Genomic DNA, 22045 nt, shown 5'->3' on the forward strand with positions numbered 1-22045 from the left:
GTGAGCAAGCACCCAAAACAAACAGTATGCATACTTCATAAAAGCGATATTTCAGTCCACTTCATTGCGCATACATTAATTAATCCTAAAGTAGTAGATGCGATATGACACACATATCAGTAACTTCATTGCCAAACTCATCGTGAGGTGAGGACGGAAAGCCACGGGTCTTATCTGTTCAAGATAAAAAGGAATTAAGACAGCCGGGTTGCGGAACTTGGAATCCGAAAAATGAAAAATTCAATCACTACAATCGTCATTTCATCACTCTTCCTATCGACAAGTGCCTTTGCACTTCAAGGCGAAAATTTTAACACCATCGATCAAGCCAATGATGTTGCAGGCGCTCGTGTGGGCTGGGATGTCGAATCTGATGGCGGTTTGGTTTTAAAAGGCGATAACAACATGGAATCGACCTTAACCGTTTCAAATACTCGTGACGCTGGCGGAGCGAAAGCCCCCGTTTTAAAAGTACAAGGCAGAAACGAGAAAAGAGCACTCAACGAAGCACTCCCAATACTCAGCGTTGAGAGCATCGAAAACCAAGCTGGTATTGAGCTTACTCGTGGTTCAATGAAGCGCGATGCAAAACTGGGTTGGTCGATCATCTATGACGGCAAAGATAAAAGTGACCTGATTCTACGAGAAGTACGCGGTAGCGGTAACTGGATTGTCACCTCTTTCTACAAACTTGAGAGCAAAATGCTGCAAGATTTAAATAATGTACCGTTTATGGCTCAAGTGTTTGTTCCATACTGCCCAACAGACAAATATGGAAATGTCACAGTGACGCCAAGAACAAAAGAGAAGTTAGCGACTTGTCCTGAGTAATCTAGCCCCTCTACAGCAAAGCACTAAAACTCAAACTACCTCAATAACAACAAAGGGTGACTTTCATGTCACCCTTTCTCTTCTTAAATACACAACATACTGCGAATGATTCTGTGTGCTTCTGCTAAGTCGTCGAGACTGCCAGATGCGATGACTTCTAGTGGCTTTCTACCTTCAAAGAACACACTTTTGCTTGCGCTGTTCATAAAGGTTTTGCGCGCTTCTGGTTGACGAAAAAGCAGTTGCAAACACTCTTCAATTGCCAAGATATGCTGCTCACGTTGCAGCGCTTCTTGTTCATCCATATCGCTTGGTAAAAGCTTGGCGATTTGGTTCTTATTCGCCCCCCACGCGATCAGGGCTTGATGTGTTTTTTCTGAGTTCATAGTGGACTCCCAACTAAGTTGAAAAAGCCAACTTCCGTGTGCAAAAGGAATTAGTACTGACCAATTTTGATCGAAGGTTCTTCAAAGATGGACGTGAGTCGCTGCGCGTAATTGTCTAGTTCAGCTTTGCGTTCGTCTTGCGTTTTTCTTGCTGGGCCAAACACCTTATGCGGCTCAAGCACCGAGAAACCATTGAACTCAAACACACCGCGATGAATTGGGCGAAGAATCGCATCTAAATCACCATTCCACCCGTCTTTAACATACAACTCTTCTGGGCCACCCATGGTGACACTGACCATGGCTTTTTTGCCTTTGTAAACGCCATTTTCATAGAAGCGACCGCCGCCGTAGGTGCGCCCCATTGCAAACACCCGATCCACCCAACCTTTGAGCATAGCTGGCATCCCAAACCACCAAAGTGGGAATTGGAAGATCACCAGATCACACCATTCGAGCTTTTGAATTTCAGCCTCAATCTCAGGTGCGAAGCCATCATTACCGGTCGCGTACATCTCTTCTAACTGTTGCTTGAAGAACTCCGGATCGTTGGTCGTCGTGAAGTTATGGCGACCCGAAACAGGATCAAAGTTCATCGCGTGTAAGTCCGATGTTTTGACCTTATGCCCTGCACCTTCTAACGCTTCAATTGCCGTTTGGAACATTGCGCCGTTAAAGCTCTTAGGTTCTGGGTGCCAATAAACAACAAGTACATTCATTATTTGTTCTCCAATAATTCAACAATCTCGGCGTAGTGGTATTCTTTCGCGAGGTCGAGTGGTGTTTTGCCGTCAAAACCTTTTAATTCCAGCTCTGCACCTGCTTCAATAAGGGCTTTCGCCGCATCGGTATGTCCGTGCCAAACCGCATCATGCAAAGGGGTGTAGCCGTTATTTGGCCCCTGTGCGTTTAACGTTTCATGGAATCCAGCGTAGTTAGCCAACACTCGAATCACATCAGCGCGACCGTTGTAGGCGGCTTTATGCAGTGGGATCGCCTTCATGTAATGATCGGGAATGGTTTGGTCACCCCCTTTTTCCATCAATATACGTAAGCTCTGGGTATGGCCATCACGTGCAGCAACCATTACCGCCGTGTGCTCGTCATTCCCCGACGCATTGACTGGTGATGCTACATTGAGTGTCGACCAGTCCTGCAAAGCGTCAAGCGCCGCTGCCATTTGCTCATCGCTAGATTGCACGTCTGTCACGACTTGATAAGCAGACAATTGGGCTTGCTTGGCTGCGAATGTTTGTTGGTAGTCGGCAAATATGTCCCCCATGTCTTTGGCTTGTTGCTGACCAAAAACATCACCTCGGCTCGCGCCAAAGTCGACGAGTTGGGCAGCTTTTGCTCCGAAGGTAGAGACAATCTCGGTGTTCACATCTGGTTGCGCGAGCAGCACTCTCACTATGTCTGGTTTACGATGCCAAACCGCCACCATCAAAGGTGTCACGCCATGCTTTGGTGTTTGAAGATTGATAAACGCGCCCGATTCCAACAACTTGCTTACCCACTGCGTTGAGCTTTGTTGCGCGGCAATATGCAGTGGTGCGTTCCCCATCACAGGATCGAGTTGGTTTACGTCTGCCCCCTGCTCAATCAATCCAACAAACTGCTCATAGTGATTATCGACAATGCTTTGATGTAATGCTGGTAAGTTCATGATGACCCCGTTGCTGCTGCGCTTTGCTTCAATGGGGATAGTATTGAACAAAATTTCATTAACCTGTAGATTGCAAATGGTTACTTTTAAGATGAGTAAAAGTTAATGAAATCACTTCCATCCCAACTTCCTATCTTCATTCAAGTCGCGAAAAACGGCAGCTTTGCCAAAGCAGCCCGAGCGCTGGGGATCTCTGCACCGGCGGTCAGTAAAGCGATCACCAAGCTCGAAGAAGAGTGGCAAGTGAAACTGTTTTTTCGCTCATCTCACTCATTGAGTTTGACGCAAACAGGCCAACAACTTTTCGATGAGTTAACCCCTTCTTTGGAGGCGATTCAAAGCACCATTACACAGCTTTCCGATACTGAGCAAAGTTCCGGCGGAACGGTGAAAGTGAACCTACCCGCAAGCTCAATAGGGCGAGAGCATATCTTGCCGCTGGTAATCGAATTCATGGAAATCTACCCAGAGGTGACCTGTGAGCTGCATTTTGATGATAGGAATGTTGATTTGGTTGAGCATGGTTTTGACCTCGGTATCGGCACAGCCATAAACCAAGATTCACGCTTGATTGCTCGTCCTTTACTTACTCAAGATGTCGGTATCTATGCCTCTCCAGATTATTTGCAAAAGTACGGAGAGCCAAAGAGCATAGAGGCGTTAAGCCACCACAAGTGTTTACCTATTCGCTCACTCACAACTGGACGTTTCCATTACTGGCGAATCAACGAAGGGGGCAACGCAAAGCTCTATGAGCCCAGTGGCAAGCTGATCATGAATAACTTCGCCGCAGCGAAACAAGCCGCGCTGGCGGGAGCAGGGATCACTATGCTAGGCAGTTGGTTATTTAAAGAGGAATTGCGTCAGCAGACCATCGTCCCTATCTTGCAGCCTTATTGGGGAGAACCTGCCACCATTTGGGTCTATTATTCTTCAAGGCAGTACTTACCCAATCGAGTTCGTTTGCTTATTGACTACTTGATCGAAAACATACACCGTGTTGCCTAAGGAAGGATGTCATTAAACGCGATGAGAATCCTTGAACACTCGCCTTGCACTGACTACAATGGCGCACTTTTTTTAATGACTTCAAGGTCACAAACATGACAGATACAGCTAAACCAGCTCTACCAGATCGCCTAGCGGGTAACCCACGTAGCCCATTCTTCATCAAAGAATGCTTCGAGCACCAAATCGGTATTCGTATCAACGGCCAAGAGCGTACTGACGTAGAAGAATACTGCATCAGCGAAGGTTGGGTAAAAATTGCTTCTCCTAAAGCAAAAGACCGTTTCGGTAACCCAATGCTAATCAAGCTTAAAGGCGAAGTTGAAGCGTACTACGTGTAAGCTGACCACGCTGAATGTATTCGAAAGCTCGAGTTTAACTCGGGCTTTTTTAATGCCTGTCATATCCCTTCCTCATTTAATCTCTTCCCTCTTCTTTTCAGTACAAGTTATTAAGAAATCGATGTAAATCGCTGTTTTTATCTAATTGTTGTCTAAAGTTTCTAAAGGACTAACTGCAATAACCATTGCCAAAAGAAACGACACCTTTTTAATACAGGGAGAGGAAATGGAAAGCCCACTTGTCACACTCAAACACGCCAGCAAAAGCTTTGTCGATGGCAAAGAGACACATCGCGTGTTAGAAGGCGTCGACTTTACGTTGAACACAGGAGCGAGTGTTGCGCTAACGGGCGCAAGTGGCAGCGGCAAAAGTACCCTGCTCAATGTCATCGCTGGCTTTGAGCCACTTTCCGATGGTGAGTTGTGGTTAGATGGTGATAACACAACGGCTTGGAAAGACCCACAATGGAGCCGATTTCGACACCAAAAACTCGGTGTTATCTTTCAGCAATTCAATCTGTTAACGCCGCTCAACGTGCAGCAAAACATCGCCTTCCCTTTGCATTTGAATCAACAGAAATGGAATGACTGGTGCGATTATTTGGTCGAGACTCTAGGCATCAGCCAACTGCTCGATAGACATGTTTCTGCCCTTTCCGGCGGTCAACAGCAACGAGTCGCTATCGCACGCGCATTGGCACACAAACCTAAACTGCTACTTGCTGATGAACCCACAGGTAACCTCGACCAAAAAGCCGGCTTAGAAGTGATGAAGCTACTCAGTGAAATCACCACCCAAGGCAATACGGCAGTGCTGTTAGTCACCCACAGTCCTGACTGCGCGGAGTTTATGAAAACACGGCTGCGATTGGATAATAGTCAGCTACAGAACAGTCATCACCAAAACAAACATGAGCTTCGCCATGAAGCAAGCTAAGCAACCAAATACCAGATTCATGCATACTCGACTCGCCCTGAATCTATTTGCGGCGCACTATCGACAGGCGCCACTGCAAGCCGCCGCAATTCTGATCGGTATCGTGCTGGCTGTGACCTTGTTTGTTGCGGTACAAGCCATCAACCTCAATGCCAAGCGCAGTTATGCGGAGTCTACCGAGCAGCTTAGCGCACAAGCTCAGAACTTAATTATTCCACCCGCAGGGCAAAACTATCTGCCCGAATCGCTCTACTTCACCCTCAGACAAAACGGACTCAGTGCAACACTACCTGTAATCGAAGGGCGAGTCAGAGACGAACAAGGTCGTCGTTGGTCAGTACAAGGTAGCGAGTTAATTGCCGCCATCTCTTCACGTTCGCGCTATTCATCGGATAGTGAGCAAAACGTGTCTTTGTTCGACAGTGCTTTACCTTTGCCTGAGCTTTTAGCTGGCAAGCCAATCGTGATGATGAGCCAATCTCAACATCAAAACTTAGGAGAGGTAGAAACCCTAACTCTGGACGACATCCCAACCCAAGTGGTGGTGCTACCTGACGAATGGCAGTTAGGTAGCCGAATGTTGATGGACATTGGTTTTGCGCAGCAACTGCTCAATAAACAAGGACAGCTCAGTTACATTGCGGTTTTCCATTCGGGTGATAAAGGGAATAAAGACACGCAAGCAAATTGGCAGAAACTGATTGGCGAGCAAGGACAATGGATTTCCAATAATCAAAGCACAGACCTTGGCTCACTGACCGACAGCTTTCACCTCAATCTCACGGCAATGAGCTTACTCGCCTTTTTAGTTGGGCTGTTCATTGCCTACAACGGCGTAAAGTACAGCTTGCTTAAACGCAATCGGCTGTTAGTGCAGATTCAACAGGCGGGTGTTGCGCCGAGCATTGTGTTCTCTGCACTGTTAGTTGAACTCACTCTTCTCGTTACCATCGGCGCTTCCCTCGGTTTTGTATTGGGCATGCAGCTCAGCCATTGGTTACACCCGACCGTGGCACTGACTCTAGAACAACTTTATGGCGCGACACTTCTGCCCGGCACTTGGCAGTGGCAATGGTGGGCGCAAGCGCTGCTGCTCACGTTAGCCGCCACCCTATTAGCATGTTGGCAGCACTTTAAACAACGAGTGCGCCAACCGCTCTCTTCTCATGGCGGATTTTATCAAGCACCTGAAGCCTCTAACGAAAACCAATTGTTCGTGATGGGTGCTGCGTTGACGACTCTCGCACTTGCAGGGTTATGGCTGAGTGAACATCACCGATTTACCATGGCGTGGCTCGGCGTGCTTGTGGTGTCGATTCCTTTGTATCTACCCAAAACACTCAGCGTATTAGCCAATTGGTGTGAAAAACGCACCAGTTCCGGTTTGATGCAGTATCTGTTTGCAGAGCTGCGCGAGCTGATTTCTCCGCTTTCTCTCGCCATGATGGCACTGCTACTCGCCGTTACTGCCAATATGGGGATGAACACGCTAGTTGGTAGCTTCGAGTCCACCCTAAAACAGTGGTTAGAACAAAGACTGCACGCCGATATTTACGTCAGCCCTGCCCAAGGAGAAATCGCTGACGTAGAGCGCGCGTTAGGGCAGTTCGACAAGGTTGAGACCGTCTACAAGCAATACTACGTCGACGATAACCTGCAAGGTTTACCGATTTTGCTTGGTACCAAAGACAAAGACACCTTAGAACAAACCATGGTGTTCAAATCGCATTTGGAGAACTTCTGGCCACGCTTTTACCAAGGTGAGTTAGTCGCTATCAGTGAGCCAACCGCGGTCAAACTGGGTTTATCACTGGGTAGCGCGCTCACGCTTGATGCCATTCCAAATAAGAGCCTGCTTGTGGGTGCGATATTCCATGATTACGGCTCACCTAACGGTGAAGTCTTATTAGCACCAAAGCTATGGCAAGAGAGCGGCTTTACGGACTTGCCGACAAGCCTTGGCATTAAAGTCTCGGGGGACCCACAAATCGTCTACGAGCAACTGCGCGAGCAACTGAATCTGCATCCAAGTCAGCTTTACGATCAGGCGCAAATCAAATCCATCGCGTTGGATATATTCTCGCAGACCTTCGCCATAACGCGTGCGCTCAACGGCGTGACGTTGATGGTCGCGGTGATTGGCTTGTTCAGTGCTTGTTTCATGTTGCTCGATGCGCGCAAAGCCGCCATTGCAAGGCTGTACGCACTTGGTGTTAGTCGTCGCAAATTAATGACCATGGTGGTCGGACAGATCGTTGCTCTGGTCAGTTTTACTCTGGTTATCGCCCTGCCCCTCGGAGCCATGGTGGGTTATGTGCTGACAGACATCGTCACCTTACGAGCTTTTGGTTGGAGCTTAAATTATCTGTGGAATTGGAGTGACGCCCTCAGCATTGCGGCGATCACCATCTTGGTGGCAGTGATTGCGACCTTGATTCCGCTGTGGCGATTAGTCAGCAAGCCTGTCGTGTCCAGTTTGCAAAGCGAGGTGTTGTGATGGTTCGATTAGCAAGCAAGCTTACTCTACTCATAAGCAGCTTATTCCTGTTCGGTTGTGAAGATCCCCAACAAAAAAATATGGGTACGCAAAATATGGGCGCTTTGCTGGGCAGTGGAGATACGCAAAGCGAGAGCAACCCATTCACACCCGTAGAAAAAGGGGTTGAACTCACCTTCCCAGCAGACCATCAAGCACACCCGAATTTTCGTCATGAATGGTGGTATTTAACCGCCAACTTAATCGATGCAGACGGCAACCCACTTGGCGTCCAGTGGACACAATTTCGCTTTGCTGCTGCGCCGCCAACGGGCGAAGATGACGTAAAGAAAACCGAATGGCAAGCTCAACAAATCTACATGGCGCACAGCGCGGTCACTACAACGGACAAACACTACGCCGATGAAAAATGGTCACGCGCTCAAGCCTCTCTAGCCGGCGTCGACACTTCACCGTTTCGTGTTTACCTCGATGATTGGCAGTGGACTTCTTCAACCACCGACCTCTTCCCTGCCACATTGAAGGCGAACTCCGAACAGTTTGGCTATTCGCTGACGCTTACCAGTAGCGCACCTTATCAAAAGCAAGGCGAACAAGGGTACAGCACCAAAAGTGCCGATGGTCAGGTGGCTTCGTATTACTACAGCCAACCGTTTATTGAAGTCTCCGGTGAAGTCACGATCGACGGCAAAAACCATCAAGTATCCGGCAAAGGTTGGATAGACCGAGAGTGGAGCTCGCAATTCTTACTCGACTCACAACAAGGCTGGGACTGGTTTGCCTTAAGGTTGAGTGACGAAACCAGCTTAGTGGTATTCCAATTGCGTGATTCCAAAACCGGACAAGCCAGTTACTCCAGCGCAAGGCTGATGCAGCAAGATGGTTCTGGTATCGCTATCTCACAAAAAGACATTCAGTTAGAGGCGACCAAGCAAACAGAAATCCAAGGTCGAAAGTATCCAACCCAGTGGCAAGTATCGATTCCTAGTCAGCAAATCGAGCTTACGGTTTCTGCACTCAACCCGAACGCGAAAATGCCGCTTTCGGTACCTTATTGGGAAGGCCCTATACGTATTGAGGGTTCTCATTCAGGTACAGGTTATATGGAGTTAACAGGGTATTAAACCCTCTAAGTGAGAGGCTAAGTAAAAAATCCGTGCAGAATTTCAGTGGTTCGATTCATAATAAATAGGTCCACCAGCAGAGCAAATTCGACAGTTATCATGAACAGCAACAAACCGATCATTCCCAGAGTGCGATTAATCCTTGGTCAGCCTTGCCGAGCGATAGAAATTACTGACGATGAAGACGACCCGTTTCTAGAGCCTCACCGTCACGAGTATTGGGAACTGGTTTGGTGCAAAGAAGATAAAGGCACACAAAGCATCGATTTTGTCGAATATGAAAACCGAGCTAATCGCTTATTCACCATCGCGCCGGGGCAGGTGCACCTATCTGAGTTTATGGGTAACAATATTCGTTTACTTGTGTTTGCTGCTGGCTTTGTTGAAACCAACAAACGCAGCACGCAATTAGTCGAAAGCGTCTTTGCCACTCACAGTGACCGCCCTCCTTACATCGATTGCAGCGAAGAAGGGATTCGACATCTAGAGCCGCTATTCGGCATGTTAAAGCAAGAGTGTGAGCGGGGAGAAAAAGACTGCGACTGGGGGTTGGTGGAATCACTCATCAATTGCTTTTTGCGCTACTTACTTCGCCATGCAAAAGCGTCTGACCGAAAAGGCGAACAACGCGACATGCGCGTGGGGCAACTGGTCGAGCTTATCGACCAGCATTACAAACAAGAGAAAAAATGTGAGTTCTACGCATCAAAGCTCGCCCTCACCAGCAAACGACTCAACGAAATTGTAAAAGCCGAGAGAGGAAAAACCGTCACCCAACTGATTCATGATCGTATCATGCTTGAGGCTAACCGCGATCTGGTGTTTTCAGCCAAAACCATCAAAACCATCGCTTTTGAGTTAGGTTTTGACGATCCCGCTTACTTTAGCCGCTTTTACCGAAAGCAAATGAGCGAATCACCCGCAGAATTCCGATTAAGATGTGTAGATAGTACAACACTATAGGCGGATAATCCCTTTTAGCCGCACCGATATGTACTGATAATACCCGCCAATCAATTCACCACAAACGGGTTTTATTTGCACATTATGGCTATCAATCTCAAAACTGATCCCATTTCAAAATCTTTTTATCAGTACCTGTGGCCAGCATTAACAGGCATGGTGATAAAGTCACTCTTTATCATGGGCGATGCCTTTTTTATCGGCATGGGCGTGGGGCCAGATGGCCTTGGTGCGATCTCGTTGATCATTCCGCCATTTTCCATTTTCACCGCAATTGCCATGATGGTTGGCATTGGTGGCGCAGCTAAAATGTCGATAGAGATAGGCAAAGGTAACATGGATTCGAGCCAACTTTGGTTCAGCCAATCCATGTTGCTTACCGCGATCCTTTCCACCATCACTGTGGTTGCTGCGTTAACTTGGCTTGATGAGTTGATCGCCTTTATGGGTGCCTCAGGCAACATGGCGCAACTGGCTCATGATTACCTGGTCGTATTGCTGCCATTCTTTGTTTTGTACTCCTTAGCGTGGGTGCTGTCGTGCTTTGTACGTAACGATGCCAACCCAAAACTGGCAACTTACGCCATGTCACTTGGTGCGGTTGCTAACCTGTTTTTTGACTACATCTTCATTATTGAAATGGGGATGGGAATGAAAGGCGCTGCGTACGCGACAGCGATTTCTCAAGTCGTCATCGCGGTGATTCTGCTTAGCCACTTTGCACGTAAGAAAGGGTCGTTAGAGTTAAGCTTGAAAGGCATTGGTCTGGACAAAACCAAAGAGATCATCAGCATTGGAGTTCCAACCTTCTTTATCGAAGTGACGTCTGCTATGACCATCGTTTTGTTCAACTATGTGTTGCTAACACAGTTCGGCGAGAGCCATATCATCGCTTATGGCTTAACCACCAACGTTGGCGTTCTTGCTCTGTTTGTCATGGTCGGCATCGCACAAGCGTGTCAGCCAATCATCAGTTTTAACCACGGTGCTGCACGCCCTGAGCGTATCGATGACATCTTAAAGCTGGGATTAAAAGCCGCAATTGGTAGTGGAAGCGTGTTTTTGATTATAGTTTGGCTGTTCGCTCCAAACATCGCCGCAGCGTATCTTGGCAGCAATGATGGTCTCATCACATTGGCTTCAACTGCCGTCAGTTTCTTCTTTCTCGGTGTGCCTTTGATGGGCTTTAACATGGTGATTGCGAACTTGTTCCAAGCGATTGCAAAACCAAAACAAGCCACACTGATTTCATTGAGCCGCGGATTTGTGTTTGTTGCACTGGGCGTACTGATACTGCCTAAACTGTTCCCACAAGACGGTATTTGGGCAAGCATCGTATTTGCTGAAGCACTCACTGCGGTGATCAGTTTGAGCATGCTGCTGATTTATCGTCGCAGAGCCATGGCATCAAACATCGAACAACAAGCGCAGTTGCTAGTTCAACCAAGCAAAGCCAAATGATAAACTCGGGTTCTATTTCATTCTGTGATTAAAAGGAAATACGATGAACCCGATTATTGCGCTGCTAAAAGAGAACAACATCAGCGACGAACAAATCAACGAGATTTTTCAGACTCTGACGCAAAACCCTCTAGCGGCAATGGCAACAATCAGCCAACTAGGTTTGCCACAAGACAAACTACAAATGTTGATGGCGCAAGTGATGCAAAACCCTGCGCTAATCAAAGAAGCCGTAGACGAGTTGGGATTGGATTTCTCAAAGGTTGAAGAAGCAAAAGAGAAGCTTCAAAGCCAAAACCAAGGCAACTAAGTCTTAGCCATCTAGCGCTGAATATAGAAAAGGCCGTTAACCCAAGCATGTGGGTTAGCGGCCTTTTTGTTCACTACGTTGTTGTTAGCTACTTTTTTGTTAGCTAATTATTAGCGATTTAAAAACGCGAATTGTTCTGCGGTCATGCCGTAGTAAAGCTTGTCGTCAAAGCCTTGCTCTAGTTTGTAGTAGTCTTTCTGACGGCCTTCTTGCGTAAAACCATTTTTCTCTAACGTCTTGTAAGAGCCAGCATTAGAAGCGTAGCAATCGGCACTGACTTTATGGGCGTTTAACTCAGTAAAGCCAATCTCGGTCATCATTTGGCAAGCGCGAGTCGCAACGCCTTTGCCCCATGCGCAAGTAGGTAACTGATAACCCACTTCGTAGTTGCCAGTTAAGAACATCACTGCGGTCACTGCACACATTCCCATGTACTGACCTTGTTGGCCACGAATCACGAACGTTGGACTGTCTGGCCAAACACCGTCTTTGATCGCTTGTGCCGTATTTTCAATAATAGGGCCAAAGAAACCCTCATATAGGCTGTTGTCAGCAGGTGCGAAGAACAGATACCGATTGACCTTATCGTCGTTCAACATCTCGATAATATCTTGTAGATCAGAGCCTTGAATCAGTTGGATAGTCAACGATTCATTAAATGGGATGGCTTCGCCTTGTTTTAGTTTTTGATATGACATGTGTTACCTCGTTATCTGCTGAAGATAGTAGCCCAGCGGAAAAGAGAAAAATTGGATTTTTGCGACAACTTTCGGGCTGATTAGCAATGTATTACGACTCAAAGTCGCCATAGATATCGATGGTTAAGTCACGCTTTTTCAAGTACTTGTTCGGTGTTTTTCTTAGCTGCTGTTTGAGGGTACGAATCAAATGCGATTGGTCACTGAAACCAAATTGCTGTGAGAAGCTCGCCCAATCAATCGCCTCTTGTTGCTTGTAGAGGGTCAAAATCATCTGCTCCAGACGTACCATTTGTTGATACTGCTTAACACTCAACCCCACCACCTGCTTGAAACTGCGCTCAAGCGTTCTGCGAGAACAGGCGCACTGTTTGGCTATCTCATCAATATCCATCGCTAACTCAGGTGAACGTAGCGCTTGAGCGTCCATCACGGACACCGCTTTTTTCGATGCCAAAAACGGTTTGGTACGGCAAGGTTCGATATCTAACGCATCTAGATGTTGTTTGATGTAGTTCAGCAAACATTGCGGTGAATCTTGCAACTCTAGCAGCCATAGGCCCTGTTGAAAGCGCTCATCAAACACCGCGCTGAGCCAATCAAACCATTCGCATTGGTTAATTGCGCTAACTTGGGATGCATCACGAAACCGTGACTCAATGGCATACAAACCCTCTGGGCGAAAGGTGATACCAATACGCTTGATGGGAGCCGTATCTTCCAACAGCAGCAAGTGTTCGTTAGCCGTCAATAAATGGCAGCCTATGCCAGTAAGCTTTGTGTCTCCCGTGTCGTAGCTGTAGCCTTGCTCTGATGGCGTAAAGAGTAAATGAGCGCGCGGGTTTGGGATAAGGTGCGGCTTGGGGTCAATGACTTCACCCTCTGGCACTTCCAAGTACCAAATTTGATGAATGAGCCATTCGTACTCTGGCAGAGTGTGTTTCCAAGCTATCATGATTGTCCTAGCGGTTAGTAAAGATAATGAGCGCAACGTTTTTGCTTAAACATCTGCTCGTTGAGTGTGACTGATTGACGCTCATCTCGCCACGCATTTCTCACCCTGCTCCCTTGCAAGCTTGTTGGATTGCGGTAGGCTTTGAGCAGAGAAAACAAGCTGAACAGAACAAGGAAATACCACGATGCGCGTCGACTACCACCAACGACTGGTTCCTGTGATTCGTTATCTAGAACAACACTTTAATGAGCCACTCAACCTGCCAGAAGTGGCCGCGCTGGCGAACCTTTCCCCTTATCACTTTCATCGCACCTTCAAAGCCGTGCAAGGCGAGACATTAGCCGATTTCACTCGACGTTTGCGTCTAGAAGCCGCCGCCGATGACTTATTCAAATCCAAACAACCGGTATTGAACATTGCCCTAGAGTACGGATTTTCTAGCTCACAGAGCTTAGCCAAAGCCTTCAAACAACATTATGGCGTCACACCTACAGCCTTTCGTGACTGCGAAAACTATCAGCAGTTTTCTGAATTAGCACGAAACAGCAAGATTGGACACACGTTGCGCAAGAATGGAAACGAAGTAACACCAAGCGATTCATATACTGGCTCTGAACTCACCAAATGGAGCACGACAATGGAAACGCAAAACTTTGAAAAAGCAAAACTGGCTTACATTCGTGTAAACGGCCCTTACGGCCAAGGCTATGAAGAGCCATCAGGTCACCTGTATCAATGGGCAGGAATGAAAGGTTTGGCGGGCAATACCTGCATCTTCATCTACCATGACAACCCAGAAATCACGCCAGACGAGAAGTGTCGCACTGATATCTGCTTGATGGTGCCAGAAGATACCGAAGTTCCGAAAGGCATTGAGCTGCAAGACTTCCCCGGCGGTCAATATGCGGTGATGCGCCAGCACATTACTGACCCGAGCCAATACTCAAAAGCGTGGGATGATGTCATGAGCAAGATAATTGAATCCGGTATTGAGAACGACGACCGCCCTTGCTTTGAGCTTTACCACAGCTTTGACCCACAAACGCACCATGCAGACGTTAGCTTCTGCACTGCCATCAAATAAACCAAAAGCCTGCATCGTTGCAGGCTTTTTCATTTCTTACTCTGGTTGCTTAAATTCGTTCTTCCAAACGCTGTTTATCTTTTAATCCAATTACTTAGAACACGAACGAATACCTCAGTATTTTCGTGATCCTACTTCGCGTTTTGACCACGCGCATTCATTTGCTCGGCTGAGTTGGGATTCATTTCACAGATTATTCATGAAGCGAACCTAGACTGAAAAAATTCTATCGACCCCGTTCGACCTACAACGCTAGGCACAATAAAAACTAGGTACTACAGCACCTCTAGGACATTCCATGAAGAAGAACTTACTTGCCATTGCTCTTGGTAGCGTGATTGCGCTGACTGCTGCCCCATACTCTATCGCGGCTAACGATGCTGCCGTCCAATCTTCCGCCGACTACTCACAGATCGTCACCAAACGTCAGGTTGTCGACCAACTGCTGAGTGACGCGGTACAGGCATTCAAATCCCCTGCGCGTATCTCGCATGCGGGTTTTACCGCCAAAATGCCGAGCAACATGGAGATTGTTACCGACCGCTTACTAGAAGCCTACAAACTTGAGCCATATCGTACTGATCTACTGATTTCTGCAGCAAACGCGCAGATCTACAACAAGAATGCAGACCGCGCGATTGAACTGTTTGAACAAGCCCTTTCTGTCGCGCCAGACGATGTGGATTTGCACGCTTACTTAGCGGTATGGCAACGCTTTGAGGGAAACCAAGCAGAATCAGCGAAACACATGGCGACACTCACTAAGCTCAATGCAGGTAAAGCCGCAGACATCCAACGCATCTTCGACACCGTAGACCGCGTACTTGCAACGCCACTGAAAGAGAAAGCCGACAAAGGCAAACTGGATGACAGAGGCGCAATCGTCATATTGGGATACGCGCTGAACCCAGATGGTTCAATGCACCAAATCTTGGTTGAGCGTTTGGAAACCACGCTAGCCATGGCGAAAGCAAACCCAGACGCGTTGATCGTATTGACGGGTGGTGTACCGAAGAACCACAAAACCGAAGGCAAGTTAATGGCGGATTGGCTGATCGAAAAAGGCATCAGCAAAGATCGCATCATTGAAGAAAACTACGCCACCAGTACGGTAGGTAACGCTCTATTTAGCAGCTACGCATTGGCGCGTCATAACATTAAAAACGCGACCATCATAAGCTCAGCGAGCCATGTACGCCGTGGTCAAACCTTGTTTGAAATCGCAAGCTGGCAAACTGGCCCACAAGGCATCACTTTCGACACTGTGAGCTACCCAGACAAACCACTGAAAGAATTAGCCAAAGCCAGCGAAGGCGAGCTGCTTGGTATCTACCGCGATGCACTGCGTACTTACGGCATGTGGAGCTACCGCTCTTACCCGCTAGAGTCGCGTTAAGTATTCTCGACTCATACCAATCAAAAAAAGCCTGCGTACTTGCAGGCTTTCTTATCTTTGTGCAGTGATAAGAACCGCTTAAATTGCTTCGCCGTTTACCGTTACTGCCACATCAATGTTGCCACGAACTGCGTTTGAATATGGGCAAACTTGGTGTGCAATGCGCGTTAGCTCTAGCGCTTGTTCTTGTGGCATGTCTAGCTCTACCGCTAGGCTCACTGTTAGAGCGAAGCCGCCGTTATCGTTCGGACCAATGCCCACTTCCGCTGTTACGGGTGCACTTTTCAGATTTACTTTACCTTCACGCGCTACGTGCAAAATCGCGTTAGAAAAACATGCTGAATAGCCCGCTGCAAAAAGCTGTTCTGGGTTAGTTGCTGCTCCTGTGCCGCCCATTTCCTTCGGGTATGACAGCTCTAGATCGAGAAGACCGTCATCAGTTTTTACTTGACCATTACGACCAGCCAAAGCGGTAGCTTGAGTTTTGTATAGAGTAGTCATGCGAGTGTCCTTCTTAATTTAAGTTGCGCACAATTTAATTGCTTGCAATCTTATATCGAAGTGAAGATAGTTTGCAACTATATTGTGCGCAATTTATTTTATAACTCTCTTTCTCTGTAAGCAGGTAGGCAACACCAATGAGCCAGTGTTACACCGACAACACCATGACCGACGACGATAAACTCTTACTCGAAAACCAAGTTTGCTTCCCGCTCTACAGCGCAGCAAATGCAGTGATCCGAGCTTACCGCCCGTTGCTGGACGAGCTTGATCTGACTTATTCGCAGTACTTAGTGATGATGGTGCTGTGGGAAAAAGACGGTGCCAGCGTAAAAGAATTGGGGTCTCAACTGCATTTGGACTCAGGCACACTCACGCCACTACTTAAACGCTTAGAAGCAAAAGGCTATGTAGAGCGCGGCCGAAGTGAAACCGATGAACGCGTTCGCGTACTCAACCTAACCAAGCAAGGTCGTGACCTTAAAGAGCAAGCCAAGTCAGTGCCAAACGCCATGATGTGTAAAATCACCTTAGAGATAGATGAAATGATCATGCTGAAGAAGTTGTGTGGCAAAGTGCTCGACAATCTGAGCTAACAAGATAGAAGCATCCGCTTCCCCACTTCCGATAAGAAAGAGCCTGCCGAGATGCAGGCTCTTTCGATCTTAGCCAGACGATCCACTTAAGGTCATCATCGGTATTCTCTATTGCTAATCTGCCTTCATCTTCAATAAAACCTATCAAAGCAAACTCACTTACATCGGATTTCCCTATCAAGTGAAATAGGAAATGGCTATCAATAGGATAGCTACAAGCGATTTTCCTTAAACACACTCCGATGAGAATATACTTTCCGAAAGCAACAACAGCTCAGCTTAAAACATTCAAAGGAAAGTAAATTATGATTAATACTCAAATCAAACCATTTGCAGCTACAGCGTACAAAAACGGCGAATTCGTCGAAGTAACAGAACAAGACGTTCTAGGTAAATGGGCAGTATTCTTCTTCTACCCAGCAGACTTTACGTTTGTATGTCCAACAGAACTGGGCGACCTAGCAGACCACTACGAAGAGCTACAAAAACGTGGCGTAGAAGTGTACTCAGTATCAACTGACACACACTTCACTCACAAAGCATGGCACGACAGCTCAGACACAATCGGTAAGATTCAGTACTACATGCTTGGTGACCAAACAGGCAACATCACAAACAACTTCGGTGTGATGCGTGAAGGTCAAGGTCTTGCAGACCGTGCAACGTTCCTAATCGACCCAGAAGGTACTATCCAAGCAATGGAAATCACTGCTGAAGGTATCGGTCGTGACGCAGAAGACCTACTACGCAAAGTGAAAGCAGCTCAATACGTAGCAGCACACCCAGGCGAAGTTTGCCCAGCTAAATGGAAAGAAGGTGAAGAGACTCTAGCTCCATCACTAGACCTAGTTGGCAAAATCTAAGCCACTGAAATTTAAGTTCTAATCAGTTCCCGATTTCCTTTTTCTGATTAGAACTGAATTAGAGAGCACTTCAGGTTAGATACCTTGACGACCTTCTGCCTGATTTGCTCTCTCCCCCTCAGGTTTTATCTACAGTAACCACTTTTTAGTTTTAATTAAGGTAGTAACAACTATGTTAGACCAAGCGATCCAACAACAACTCAAACAATATCTGGCTAATGTAAAAGAAGAAGTTCGTTTAGTGGTTAGTCTAGATGAAAGCAAAGCATCGAATGACATTTTGTCTCTAGCGAACCAAATCGCAGAGATGAGCGACCTAATCACCGTTGAACGTGACGACAACGCAAGCGCACGTAAACCAGTGATGGCGGTAACTAACCCAGCAAAAGGCACAGCACTGCGCTTTGCAGGCTTGCCAATGGGTCACGAATTTACCTCTCTAGTATTGGCACTGCTTCATTCTGGCGGTCACCCAATCAAACTAGAACCAGAAGTGATTGAGCAAATCGCAGCACTAGACAAAGATCTAGACGTAGAAATCTTCATTTCACTGTCGTGTCAAAACTGTCCGGACGTGGTTCAAGCGTTCAACATGATGGCGGCGATCAACCCGAAAGTAAAAGCAACCATGATCGACGGTGGTTTGTTCCAAGATGAAGTGAAGCAACGCGACATCATGGCAGTACCAAGTGTATTCGTGAACGGCGAGCTATTTGGTCAAGGTCGTATGTCTCTGACTGAAATCCTGAACAAAGTGGATGACGGAGCAAGCGAGAAAGCCGCAAAAGCACTGAGCGAAAAAGACCCATACGACGTACTTGTTGTCGGCGGTGGTCCTGGTGGTAGCGCAGCTGCTCTATACGCTGCTCGTAAAGGTATTCGCACTGGCGTTGTTGCTAAGCGCTTTGGTGGTCAGGTTATGGACACCATGGCAATTGAGAACTTCATTTCAGTAAAACGTACTGAAGGTCCAAAACTGGCAACAGACCTAGCAGAACACCTAAAAGAATACGACGTAGACGTAGTAACTGAACAACAAGCTGAGAAGCTAATGGGCTCAGCACACACAGAAGATGGTTTGATTCACATCCAACTTGAAAGCGGCGCAACGCTGAAGAGTAAGAGTGTCATCCTAAGCCCTGGTGCACGCTGGCGTGAAATGAACGTTCCGGGTGAGCAAGAGTACCGTAACAAAGGTGTCGCGTACTGCCCACACTGTGACGGTCCACTGTTCAAAGGCAAGAAAACTGCGGTTATCGGTGGTGGTAACTCAGGCATCGAAGCAGCTATCGACCTCGCTGGTATCGTAGAACACGTAACGGTTCTTGAATTCGCAGACGTACTTCGCGCAGACCAAGTACTTATCGACAAAGCGAACTCACTACCAAACGTAGACATCATCACGATGGCGCAAACAACAGAAGTAGTGGGTGACGGTACTCGCGTAACAAGCTTGAAGTACAAAGACCGCAACACAGATGAAATCAAAGAGATTGAACTGTCAGGTATCTTTGTTCAAATCGGTCTAGTACCAAACACAGAATGGTTAAAAGATTCAGAAGTAGCGCTATCTGAGCGCGGCGAAATTGAAGTCGGTAGCCGTGGCGATACTAGCCTAGAAGGTGTCTTCGCAGCCGGTGACGCAACAACCGTTCCTTACAAACAGATCATCATTGCGATGGGTGAAGGTGCAAAAGCAAGCTTAGGCGCATTTGACTACCTAATCCGTAAACAAGGTTAATCTCCAATTTCTTGAGCACAAAGCGCACGGTGCTGTGTTTTCTTCCCCGGAAAACCAATCGGGGCACCGTGACAGCGATGAGTAACAAGAAATAAAATCAAAAAACCTAGAAGCCCAAAGACTTTGCCAGCAGGTATTAACTGCTGGCTTTTTTGGTTTTGGGGGGAGGGTTATTCTCTATAGTATTCGCTTATCTTCGTTTTAAATTCTTTAACTAGCTCTTTGGGTACTTGAAGATTAATGGTATCGGATTGTTTTACCTTAAACTCCCCTCGATAGTTCAGAACGCACGCGCGTACGATTTCAAACAAGGATTCTATTGGGTCAACACCATGTTCATTAACAAACTTGGGGTACGTGCCATGATTTGAAAATGTTGAAATTTCGCCATGTACAAACTTACTCCTTAGTTCGTAGATAGCTTTTATTTTTGATTCAATACCGATGATATCACTTGCATCTCTAGCGACCCCACCAACAATAGAAGCTTTGTTACTTCTCTCTGAACCATACAACGAATCTAAGGCGATAAACTGGTTTAAGAACCTCTCTCTTTTGTCGTGAGTCCAACCATGTGCGATAAACGAGAGCGCTGATTTCATTCTCTTGGTTGGAGAAGAAAAAATCTTCTTTAGGTTACCAACAACTTCATCATTCAAGTTTATCTCGTACACAGAAGGAAGGTTAGACCTTATTTCACGCATGGTGATATGCGTAGAGTCGAAAGAGTTTATCCTACAATCAACCGTATCTTGATTGATTCTCAAAGGAGCACTAATTGTCGTACACAATGCACCAAACAACCTGTCTAACTCTTCAACAGCTTCATTTATTGAGCGGGCATAAATCAAAACAGCGGAGCTATCAGGCAATGACTTATATTTAACGATAGGATTTCGGCGTAAGTTTGTGTCATTAAGTGCTTCTAACGGAAGGTTTATTCCTGTTCTAACTCGCATATCATCCAGTAAGCTTTCTATCTGGCCTGATCCATAAATACACAACTCATTGCTGAGCCTATGTACACCTATAGAGTTCACATATCGAATAGTATAAACGTAAGGTTTAAGAGTTTTCTGAGAGTCGATGTAATCAACGAACAACGCACTTAGGTTCTTCTTATGTTGTGGTGACAATACGATACTTATCGGTTCATCCAAACTGGTTAACAATGAAAAATCCGCATCGATGATATTAAATACATACGAACAGAATTGTAGAAGCATCTCCTTTGCACTTTGAATATTACTGATACCTAACTCATGACCTAGCTCCTGTATCAATCTACTAGCACATTTGTTAATACATTCTTCGTTATATTTGAGCCAAAAAATGAGGTCTCCATCCATAGGATTCCCTATCTGAATTGATGGAAACCCATTCTCTGGACAGTAAAAGAAAGCCTTAGACAAATCAGCAGTCAAGCTACTAGCGAATAAAGTTTTCAATGATTAACTCCTACAAACAACCTTCAACACGATAGGTCTATTGCTGCATACTATGAGATTTCAATTAATTGAGTCAAAGATCGGTAATCTATTTCAAACAAATAGATCTCTTACACTCTACAAGTAGACTCTGAATATTCGCTTTAGGTTCTTTCAGAATGACGATGGGAAAGCACTGTTCTCACAGCAGCAAAGAACACTATCCCCCTTGATAACCGCATTCAAATGCTTGGCAAACCAAGTCAAGAAAAGGGGGAGTTGGAGGGGGTTGCAAGCACATAACCCAACGTTAAGCCTCAAACCACCAACCCCCACCTAACCTCCCCTTGTATCAAACTCCGAAGCTCTCAATACTCCGATCTCAAAGGGGAGGAACTGGTTTCGTGTTCGCAGATAGTTCAGTTCGCAATGTGACATCACAACACGCGGAAAACAGATTCAGAATACTCGCTTAGGCTCCTTCAGAATGACGGTGGGAAAGCCTGATCTCACAGCAGCGAAGAATAACCCTCCCCCTTGATAACCATATTCAAATGCATGGCAAACCATGTCGAGAAAAGGGGGAGTTGGAGGGGGTTGCAAGCACCTAACCCAACATTCAGCCTCAAACCAGCAACCCCACCTAACCTCCCCTTGTATCAAACTCCGAAGCTCTCAAAGCAACGAGCTCAAAGGGGAGGAACTGGTCTGTGCTCGCGGATAATTTAAATTCACACTGTCAGCATCGCAACGCGCTGAAAGTAGATTCTGAATAATCGCTTAGGCTCTTTCAGAGTGACGGTGGGAAAGCACTGAACTCACAGCAAAAAAGAAAACCCTCCCCCTTGATAACCGCATCCAAATGCTTGGCAAACCATGTCGAGAAAAGGGGGAGTTGGAGGGGGTTGCAAGCACATCCCCCCAACGTTGAACCTCAAACCAGCAACCCCACCTAACCTCCCCTTGTATCAAGCTCCGAAGATCTCAACACAACGAGTTCAAAGGGGAGGGACTGGTTCTGCATTCATGGATAATTCAATTCGCACTGTCAGCATCACAACGCGCTGAAAATAGATTCTGAATACTCGCTTAGGCTCCTTCAGAATGACGATGGGAAAGCACTGAGCTAGCAGCAAAAAAATACCCTCCCCCCTTGATAACCGCATCCAAATGCTTGGCAAACCAAGTCGAGAAAAGGGGGGAGTTGGAGGGGGTTGCAAGCACATAACCCAACATTCAGCATCAAACCACCAACCCCAC

The 22045-nt window shown here is 46.7% G+C and carries 21 protein-coding genes and 1 riboswitch; of the genes, 14 read left to right on the plus strand and 7 right to left on the minus strand.

What is annotated here, in order from left to right:
• The first annotated feature begins 120 nt into the window (after nucleotides 1-120).
• Nucleotides 121-216, plus strand: a riboswitch (cyclic di-GMP riboswitch).
• A gap of 15 nt (nucleotides 217-231) precedes the next feature.
• The gene (locus ATB78_RS14350; protein WP_061008991.1) at nucleotides 232-831 is read left to right on the plus strand and encodes a hypothetical protein; all 600 of its coding nucleotides are present in this window, start codon (nucleotides 232-234) and stop codon (nucleotides 829-831) included.
• A gap of 83 nt (nucleotides 832-914) precedes the next feature.
• Here ATB78_RS14350 and ATB78_RS14355 read toward each other — a convergent pair whose 3' ends face one another.
• The 3 genes from ATB78_RS14355 to ATB78_RS14365 are packed head-to-tail and all read right to left on the minus strand — an operon-like array spanning nucleotide 915 to nucleotide 2883.
• Nucleotides 915-1217 carry a hypothetical protein gene (locus ATB78_RS14355; RefSeq protein WP_061008992.1) on the minus strand — a complete coding sequence of 101 codons (303 nt, stop codon included), beginning with the start codon at nucleotides 1215-1217 and terminating at the stop codon, nucleotides 915-917.
• A gap of 50 nt (nucleotides 1218-1267) precedes the next feature.
• Nucleotides 1268-1936, minus strand: coding sequence for an NAD(P)H-dependent oxidoreductase (locus tag ATB78_RS14360; protein ID WP_061008993.1), 669 nt, complete (start codon nucleotides 1934-1936; stop codon nucleotides 1268-1270).
• Nucleotides 1936-2883: an ankyrin repeat domain-containing protein gene (locus tag ATB78_RS14365; protein ID WP_061009124.1), complete on the minus strand. Its 948-nt coding sequence runs from the start codon at nucleotides 2881-2883 to the stop codon at nucleotides 1936-1938. Before ATB78_RS14365 ends, ATB78_RS14360 begins: the two co-directional genes overlap by 1 nt.
• A gap of 105 nt (nucleotides 2884-2988) precedes the next feature.
• On the opposite strand from ATB78_RS14365, the gene ATB78_RS14370 reads away from it, so the two are divergent.
• The 8 genes from ATB78_RS14370 to ATB78_RS14405 all read left to right on the plus strand — a co-directional run bounded on the left by ATB78_RS14370 (nucleotide 2989) and on the right by ATB78_RS14405 (nucleotide 11524).
• Nucleotides 2989-3891 carry a LysR family transcriptional regulator gene (locus tag ATB78_RS14370; RefSeq protein ID WP_061008994.1) on the plus strand — a complete coding sequence of 301 codons (903 nt, stop codon included), beginning with the start codon at nucleotides 2989-2991 and terminating at the stop codon, nucleotides 3889-3891.
• A 95-nt stretch (nucleotides 3892-3986) separates the two neighbouring features.
• Nucleotides 3987-4232 (plus strand): DUF3297 family protein, encoded by a 246-nt coding sequence (locus ATB78_RS14375; RefSeq protein ID WP_005374689.1) that lies wholly within the window; start codon nucleotides 3987-3989, stop codon nucleotides 4230-4232.
• A 226-nt stretch (nucleotides 4233-4458) separates the two neighbouring features.
• Nucleotides 4459-5169: an ABC transporter ATP-binding protein gene (locus ATB78_RS14380; RefSeq protein WP_061008995.1), complete on the plus strand. Its 711-nt coding sequence runs from the start codon at nucleotides 4459-4461 to the stop codon at nucleotides 5167-5169.
• On the plus strand, nucleotides 5156-7666 hold the full coding sequence (locus ATB78_RS14385) for an ABC transporter permease (protein ID WP_061008996.1): 2511 nt from the start codon (nucleotides 5156-5158) through the stop codon (nucleotides 7664-7666). Before ATB78_RS14380 ends, ATB78_RS14385 begins: the two co-directional genes overlap by 14 nt.
• Nucleotides 7666-8790, plus strand: coding sequence for a lipocalin-like domain-containing protein (locus tag ATB78_RS14390; RefSeq protein ID WP_061008997.1), 1125 nt, complete (start codon nucleotides 7666-7668; stop codon nucleotides 8788-8790). The genes ATB78_RS14385 and ATB78_RS14390 overlap by 1 nt, the downstream gene beginning before the upstream one ends.
• Nucleotides 8791-8889: 99 nt before the next feature.
• Nucleotides 8890-9753, plus strand: coding sequence for a helix-turn-helix domain-containing protein (locus ATB78_RS14395; RefSeq protein WP_061008998.1), 864 nt, complete (start codon nucleotides 8890-8892; stop codon nucleotides 9751-9753).
• Nucleotides 9754-9837: 84 nt separating this feature from the next.
• Entirely contained in the window at nucleotides 9838-11214 is a 1377-nt protein-coding gene (locus tag ATB78_RS14400) for an MATE family efflux transporter (protein WP_061008999.1), read from the plus strand.
• Nucleotides 11215-11257: 43 nt separating this feature from the next.
• Nucleotides 11258-11524, plus strand: a complete 267-nt coding sequence (locus tag ATB78_RS14405) for a DUF2999 family protein (RefSeq protein ID WP_004746427.1) — start codon at nucleotides 11258-11260, stop codon at nucleotides 11522-11524.
• A gap of 110 nt (nucleotides 11525-11634) precedes the next feature.
• On the opposite strand, the gene ATB78_RS14410 is transcribed toward ATB78_RS14405, so the two are convergent.
• Together ATB78_RS14410 and ATB78_RS14415 are read right to left on the minus strand one after the other, a co-directional pair.
• A complete protein-coding gene (locus tag ATB78_RS14410) occupies nucleotides 11635-12222 on the minus strand; it encodes a GNAT family protein (RefSeq protein ID WP_061009000.1) in 588 nt (195 codons plus the stop codon).
• A gap of 91 nt (nucleotides 12223-12313) precedes the next feature.
• Nucleotides 12314-13177, minus strand: a complete 864-nt coding sequence (locus ATB78_RS14415; protein WP_061009001.1) for a helix-turn-helix transcriptional regulator — start codon at nucleotides 13175-13177, stop codon at nucleotides 12314-12316.
• A gap of 184 nt (nucleotides 13178-13361) precedes the next feature.
• On the opposite strand from ATB78_RS14415, the gene ATB78_RS14420 reads away from it, so the two are divergent.
• Entirely contained in the window at nucleotides 13362-14261 is a 900-nt protein-coding gene (locus ATB78_RS14420) for an AraC family transcriptional regulator (RefSeq protein WP_061009002.1), read from the plus strand.
• 298 nt (nucleotides 14262-14559) lie between these two features.
• Nucleotides 14560-15657, plus strand: coding sequence for a YdcF family protein (locus ATB78_RS14425; RefSeq protein ID WP_061009003.1), 1098 nt, complete (start codon nucleotides 14560-14562; stop codon nucleotides 15655-15657).
• 78 nt (nucleotides 15658-15735) lie between these two features.
• On the opposite strand, the gene ATB78_RS14430 is transcribed toward ATB78_RS14425, so the two are convergent.
• Nucleotides 15736-16158: an organic hydroperoxide resistance protein gene (locus ATB78_RS14430; protein ID WP_005374640.1), complete on the minus strand. Its 423-nt coding sequence runs from the start codon at nucleotides 16156-16158 to the stop codon at nucleotides 15736-15738.
• A 137-nt stretch (nucleotides 16159-16295) separates the two neighbouring features.
• Here ATB78_RS14430 and ATB78_RS14435 point away from each other — a divergent pair, with 137 nt between their 5' ends.
• The 3 genes from ATB78_RS14435 to ahpF all read left to right on the plus strand — a co-directional run bounded on the left by ATB78_RS14435 (nucleotide 16296) and on the right by ahpF (nucleotide 19358).
• On the plus strand, nucleotides 16296-16754 hold the full coding sequence (locus ATB78_RS14435; RefSeq protein ID WP_061009004.1) for a MarR family transcriptional regulator: 459 nt from the start codon (nucleotides 16296-16298) through the stop codon (nucleotides 16752-16754).
• A 305-nt stretch (nucleotides 16755-17059) separates the two neighbouring features.
• Nucleotides 17060-17617, plus strand: a complete 558-nt coding sequence (gene ahpC / locus ATB78_RS14440) for an alkyl hydroperoxide reductase subunit C (protein ID WP_005374632.1) — start codon at nucleotides 17060-17062, stop codon at nucleotides 17615-17617.
• A gap of 172 nt (nucleotides 17618-17789) precedes the next feature.
• A complete protein-coding gene (gene ahpF, locus ATB78_RS14445) occupies nucleotides 17790-19358 on the plus strand; it encodes an alkyl hydroperoxide reductase subunit F (RefSeq protein WP_050902219.1) in 1569 nt (522 codons plus the stop codon).
• Nucleotides 19359-19528: 170 nt separating this feature from the next.
• On the opposite strand, the gene ATB78_RS14450 is transcribed toward ahpF, so the two are convergent.
• A complete protein-coding gene (locus tag ATB78_RS14450) occupies nucleotides 19529-20806 on the minus strand; it encodes a HEPN domain-containing protein (RefSeq protein ID WP_061009005.1) in 1278 nt (425 codons plus the stop codon).
• Nucleotides 20807-22045 lie beyond the last annotated feature (1239 nt).

Origin of the sequence: Vibrio sp. CUB2 (assembly GCF_001557945.1) — a bacterium.
In the GTDB taxonomy this organism is placed as follows: domain Bacteria; phylum Pseudomonadota; class Gammaproteobacteria; order Enterobacterales; family Vibrionaceae; genus Vibrio; species Vibrio owensii.